This is a genomic window from Myxococcus sp. RHSTA-1-4 (assembly GCF_020037125.1).
Taxonomy (GTDB): Bacteria; Myxococcota; Myxococcia; order Myxococcales; family Myxococcaceae; genus Myxococcus.
Genome location: NZ_JAIQDG010000030.1, coordinates 138,143 through 144,142 on the forward strand (window position 1 = coordinate 138,143; position 6,000 = coordinate 144,142).

5 protein-coding genes are annotated in these 6,000 nt (G+C 70.8%); 2 read left to right on the forward strand and 3 right to left on the reverse strand.

Annotated elements, in window-relative coordinates; all coding sequences use genetic code 11:
• Positions 1-11: 11 nt before the first annotated feature.
• Complete coding sequence (locus K8638_RS33350; protein WP_223758724.1) at positions 12-551, reverse strand: hemerythrin domain-containing protein; 540 nt, start codon at positions 549-551, stop codon at positions 12-14.
• Between the two features lie 162 nt (positions 552-713).
• Here K8638_RS33350 and K8638_RS33355 point away from each other — a divergent pair, with 162 nt between their 5' ends.
• Complete coding sequence (locus tag K8638_RS33355) at positions 714-1,256, forward strand: GNAT family N-acetyltransferase (protein ID WP_223758725.1); 543 nt, start codon at positions 714-716, stop codon at positions 1,254-1,256.
• Between the two features lie 4 nt (positions 1,257-1,260).
• Here K8638_RS33355 and K8638_RS33360 read toward each other — a convergent pair whose 3' ends face one another.
• Together K8638_RS33360 and K8638_RS33365 are read right to left on the reverse strand one after the other, a co-directional pair.
• Positions 1,261-1,905, reverse strand: coding sequence for a hypothetical protein (locus K8638_RS33360; protein WP_223758726.1), 645 nt, complete (start codon positions 1,903-1,905; stop codon positions 1,261-1,263).
• A 59-nt stretch (positions 1,906-1,964) separates the two neighbouring features.
• Entirely contained in the window at positions 1,965-3,404 is a 1,440-nt protein-coding gene (locus tag K8638_RS33365; protein WP_223758727.1) for a M91 family zinc metallopeptidase, read from the reverse strand.
• Between the two features lie 200 nt (positions 3,405-3,604).
• Between K8638_RS33365 and K8638_RS33370 the strand changes: the two genes are divergently transcribed.
• Positions 3,605-6,000: non-ribosomal peptide synthetase (locus K8638_RS33370; protein WP_223758728.1), on the forward strand; the 2,396-nt coding region annotated here is incomplete at its 3' end.

Genomic DNA, 6,000 nt, shown 5'->3' on the forward strand with positions numbered 1-6,000 from the left:
CGGGGCGCCGGTCAGCGGTGACCGGCGCCCTTCAGCTTGACGGCCTGCTCGAACTGGGCGCGAGTCATCTTCCTGTCGGCGTACGGAAGCAGGACCTCCTCTTCCTCCTCGAAGTGCGCGCTGAGCAGGCCGAGGAGGTTGTCCGCGCGGCGGGAGAACGCCACGAAGTCCGGGTTGGGTTTCTCCAGCTCGGCCCGCAGCTCGTCAATCCAGCGGCCCACCACCTTGTGCTCATGGCGCATGGTGGCGGTGAACCGGTTCGCTTCGCCCGTCCCCGCGAGCCGATCGATGACCGGGTAGAGGTGCTGCTCCTCCCATTCGGCGTGCGGACGGATGTGCTTCTCGAAGAAGGCCGTCACCTGCTCCGCGGTCTTTCGCTGCTGAGCACGGTCCTGCCTCGCGAGCTGACCGACGGACTCGGCCACATGCGCGAGATGGGCCCTCACCTCCTCGTGCTCGTCGCGGAAGGACTGCGTGGCGAGCTCGCCCGCCACGGCGATCGGCGCCGCGAGCAGGGCGGAGAGCGCCAGCCCCCACCAATTCGAGTGCATGTCCAGTTCCTCCTCTCCAGAGAGAAGGTGTGGACGAGCCGCTCCACGTCCCACCATGGGGTCCCCCGTGGCCTGGGGAGCAGGCGCATGCTCGATAGGACGCGTCACCTCGCGCGGTGTACCGTCCGCCCTCCAGTCCATCCGCCATCTCGGAGACCGCACATGATCGCCCCCGGACCGACGCTCGAGACCGCACGCCTCATCCTCCGCCCCACGGCGCTGGAGGACCTGGAGGGCTTCGTCACCCTCGCTGGCGACCCGGAGTCCGCTCGCTTCATCGGCGGCGTCCAGCCTCGCGCGATGGCGTGGAGGGCGATGTCCGCCATGGCGGGCTCATGGGCGCTGCAGGGCTTCGCCATGTTCTCCGTGCTGGAGAAGTCCACGGGCCGCTGGGTGGGCCGCGTGGGGCCGTGGAAGCCGGAGGGCTGGCCGGGCACCGAGGTCGGCTGGGGCCTGCTCCGCGAATGCTGGGGCAAGGGCTACGCCACCGAGGCCGCGACGGCGGCCATCGACTGGGCCTTCGACCACCTCGGCTGGACCGAGGTCATCCACTGCATCGCTCCGGAGAACACGCCGTCCCAGGAGGTTGCTCGCCGGCTGGGCTCGCGGGTGCTGGGCCCCACGAAGCTGCCGCCGCCCTATGACACCGTGGCCATCGAGATGTGGGGACAGAGCCGCGAGGAGTGGCGGGCGCGGCGGAAGTGAGCGCTCAGGGCGTGGGCCGCGCGGGGAGCGGCAGGGGGCCCACCTCGACGAACCGCTGCCGGGTGATGGCGGGCCCGAAGCTCGGGTAGCGGCACGGGCGGCCCTCGTCGTCCTTCGTGTCGTGCAGTTCCTGCTCCGGCATCTCCGGCAGGTATCCGATGCGCAGCGTCACCGAGTGCAGCGAGGCCAGGTCCAGCACTCGCTCATCGCGGTACGGCTGGTCCTCTCGCGGCGGCAGGGGCACGCGAATCTCCCCCGTGAGCGACTCCCCGGGAGACAGCTTGCGCACGCAGGGCACCTCCGGCGACTCCACCTCCACGTCGTCCGGAACCGGCAGCAGCGCCCGCGTCAGGAGGAGCACGCCGTCCCTGGCCTCCACGTACGCGCGCTCGGGCTCCAGGTGGTAGTAGCCGGCGCGGCTGGTGCTGTAGAGCTGATCCAACACCCACACGGGCGCCTTGCCCTCCCCGTGCAGCGAGTAGCGCAGCACGAGCGCGTCCTGCGTGAAGCGCAGCTCGGTGACGCGCAGCGGACCGCTCGAGTCCTGGACCTCCGCCATGGGCTTCTTCCCTTCCGCCTGCGTCGTTGCGGGCTGGCTCCGTGCACAGGCCCCCAGCACGACGAGGATGCAGGGAAGGATACACGCCACGGCTCGTGCTGGATGCCTCAACTTGCCTTCCTTGGAGCGGATGCGCTGCTGGACGGAGCTCAGTACCGGGGCCGGGTGGGCAGGTTCAGCTCGTCGCGGAGGTCATTCTCGTTGATGTGGCCAGGGTGCTGGTCCAGCGTGCTCGCGTCGGCGTCGTGGTCGTACGGCAGGCCCACCGCCGCCAGCTCGCGGTTGTTCACCCCGCCCGTCTGCCCATCGGCCAGCGTGCCGGTGACGTAGTTGTAGGCGTGCACCATCTCGTGGAAGAGGCCGACGAGGGGCGGGCGGTTCTGCCAGTCCTCACCGCCCAGCGAGATGCGCTCGGGGAGGTAGTTGATGACGGCGTCCGAGCCGCTTCCCGGAGTGCCATCCGGCTGCAGCCAGGCGTTGGGCCGGTCCGTGGCGCCCGCGGAGTTGCCCTTCTCCGGCTGCGTCTGGAGACGGATGGTGGTGGTGTGGCCGCTGTTGTCGAGCGCCATCAGCATCGCCCGGCCCTCCGGGGTGGAGCGGAGCGCGTCGAGGTCGGACTGCACACGCGCCTGGAAGGCGGCATCACCCTCGATGACGATGGAGCTGCCGAGCGTCCCGCCATCGTCGTTGCGGGTGCTCATGTCCACCGTCGTCACGGTGTCCCCCGCCCGCTGCGCGTCGGTGCCCGTCACGGTGTCGGTGTCCTGCGTGTAGAGGGCGTCGTTGCCGTCGCCTCCGTGGACCCGGTCCCTTCCGGCACCCGCGGCGACCGCATCGTCCCCGGCGCCGCCGTACAGCGAGTCATTGCCACGGCCGCCCATGACCTGGTCGTTGCCCGCGCCACCGAAGAGGGAGTCGTTGCCCCCGCCCCCATCCATGTAGTCCCGCTCCGCGCCGCCCAGCATCGTGTCCGTGCCGCCCAGGCCGTACATGACGTCGCGGCCCTCGCCGCCCTGGAGGCTGTCGCTCCCCGCCCCGCCTTGCAGGTAGTCGTCGCCAGCGCCGCCCACGAGGGTGTTCCGGCCGCCACCACCAACGAGCGTGTCGTTGCCGTCGCCGCCCTCGATGCGGAGGTTCGCCGTCACGTCGGCGTCCACGGAGATGCGGTCATTGCCGTCGCCACCACGGAGGGTGACGTTCCGGGCCTGCTCCGCCGTCAGGGTGACGCTGTTGCCGTCGGACGTGACGGTCAGCCCGCCATCCGCGGTGCGAGACACCGTGGCCTCGTTGTTACCGGTCCCCAGGTCCACCACCGTCCGCCCGGAGCGGTCCGTGGTGACCTGCGGGCCCACAGCCGGCGTCGCCGCGCCCGGCGCGGGGCGGCGGCCGCCCTCCAGGTCCACCGTGCCCGAGCGGCGCGGGCCGGAGTCGAAGCCATCGGTGGAGAGCCGGTTGCGAAGCTGCTGGGCCTCCCGGTCCTGCCGGGGCGCGACGTTCGCCGGCTTCGCGGTGTCGACGCGCGGCTGGGCGCGGGGCTGGGCGCGCGTCTGCGAAGGACTGCCACCACCACCGATACGAGGTCCGCTCATGCACGGATTATCCGGTGGAGGTGTGCCCGGGTTGCGTTCCCATCGCCGAGCCTCCCTGCCAGGAGAGGCGGAATCGTCCAACCTTGCGGAAAAGCTGCAAAAACCTTTAAGGCTATTCGACGCGCCTGTCCCGATTCGTTCGTCTCCAGAGCTTCCCCTGAGGCTGCCGTGTCCTATTTCCCAGAGGACGGCGCGACGACATGATCGACTCCTCCGAGCCGTCAACGCGCGCTTCCGTCCCGTCCCACCAGAGCATCGCTGACGCCTTCGAGCAGCAGGTCGCGGGGCGCCCACACGCGGTCGCGCTGACGGACGAGGGGCGGAACATCACGTACGCCGAGCTGGACGCCGCGGCCAACCGCATGGCCTGGCTGCTGCGCTCACACGGGGTGGGGAGGCAGCGGCCCCAGGTCGGAGTGTGCCTGCCGCGCTCCGCCGAGTTGATCATCGCCCTGCTCGGCATCCTCAAGGCCGGAGGGGCCTATGTGCCGCTCGACCCGGAGTATCCGTCCGAGCGGCTGGCCCTCATGGCCTCGGATGCGAGCGTGCACGTCATCCTCAGCCGGTCGTCGCTGGCGCCACGCCTGCCTACCGGGAGCTGGACCCCGCTGCACCTGGACGTGCTGACAGAGGTGTGGCCGTCCCTTCCGTCCCATCCGCCCGAGCGTGACGTCGGCCCCGAGGACCTGGCGTACATCGTGTTCACCTCGGGCTCCACGGGCCGGCCCAAGGGAGTGTGCGCTCCCCAGCGCGGCGTCCTCCGCCTGGTGCTCGACACCAACTACGTCCAACTCGGTCCGGATGACGTCCTGCTCCAGTTCGCACCCGTCGCCTTCGATGCCTCCACGTTCGAGATATGGGGGGCGCTCCTCAATGGGGCCCGCCTGGCCATCTACTCGAAGGGGGCCGCCGGCCTCGACGAGCTCGGCGCCTTCCTGGAGGCCGAGCAGGTCAACACCGTGTGGATGACCACCGGCCTCTTCCACCACTTCGTGGAGCTGGGGCTGCCCGGGACGTCCCACGTGCGGCGGCTCTTCACGGGGGGCGAGGTCCTCTCCGTCCCCCATGCGCGCAAGGCCCTGGAGGCCCTGCCACGGACGCAGGTGTTCAACTTCTACGGGCCCACCGAGAACACCACCTTCACCAGCTATCACCCCATGCAGGGCGCGCTGCCGGCCGACGATGCCGGCTCAGTGGCCATTGGCCGGCCCATCACCGGCACCCGGGTCTACGTACTGGACGAGCAGGGGCGGCCCGTTCCCCCGGGAGAAGTGGGCGAGCTCTACACGGCGGGCACCGGCATTGCCTGGGGCTACTGGAACAGGCCCGAGCTCACCGCGGAGCGCTTCCTGCCGGACTTCCTGAGCACCACTCCCGGTGAGCGCATGTACAGCACGGGAGACCTCGTGCGGGAGCGGCCCGACGGGGCCCTGGAGTTCATCGGCCGGAGGGACCACCAGGTGAAGGTGCGGGGATTCCGCATCGAGCTGGGCGAGGTGGAGGCCGCGCTTCGCCAGCACCCGGAGGTCCGCGAGGCCGCCGTCGTCGTCCACGCGGACGTCTCCGGCGGCAAGCGCCTCGTGGCCTACGTGGCCGCGGCCGTCTCCGCGTCCGTGCTGCGGGAGCACCTGCGGGAGCTGTTGCCCGCGCACATGGTCCCCTCGGCCTTCATCGTCCTCGAGGCCCTGCCCCTGTCGCCCACGGGCAAGGTCGACCGACAGGCGCTGCCGGCGCCGCGAGACCTGCCGCAAGACGACCCCTCCTTCGTTCCCCCCATGGCGGGACTGGAGGAGACGGTTGCCGCCGTCTGGGCGGAGCTGCTCGGGCTCGAGGCGGTCAGCGCCACCGCGGACTTCTTCGAGCTCGGAGGTCATTCGCTGCTGGCCACGCGCGCCATCTCCCGGTTGCGCGAGGTGCTGCAACAGCCCGTGCCCCTGCGAGCCCTTTTCGACCGGCCCACCCTCCGAGCGTTCTGCGCCGGCCTCTCCGGCGCGGACACGGAGCCCGCCCGTGGGGAGGCGATCATCCCGCGGTACCCGGAAGACGCTCGGCACCCGCTCTCCTTCGCGCAGCAGCGCCTGTGGTTCCTCGAACAGTTGCTACCCGGTACCACGCTCTATTCGCTGCCCATGGCGTTCCAACTGGACGGGGCGCTGGACGTGGAGGCCCTGGAGGCCAGCCTCCAGGCGCTGGTCTCGCGTCACGAGTCCCTGCGCACGTGCTTCCCCGGTGAGGGCGTTCCCGCACAGCACATCACCGCGCACCCGCGGATTCCGCTGGAGCGGGTCGCCGTCGGCACCCATGAGGAGGCCCTGTCGGTGATGCGGCGAGAGGCCGACACGCCCTTCGACCTGGCCCGGGGGCCGCTGTTCAGGGCGTTGCTGGTGGAGCTTGATGCCCGGCGGCACATGCTGGTGCTCAACCTGCACCACATCATCTCCGACGGCTGGTCTCTGGGCGTGCTCTACCGCGAGCTGTCCGCCGAGTACCGCGCTCGCCTCGCCGGCCTGCCCTCTCCACTGCCTCCGCTGTCCATCCAGTACGCCGACTTCGCCGCCTGGCAGCGCCAGTGGCTGCGGGGCGACGTGCTCCAGCG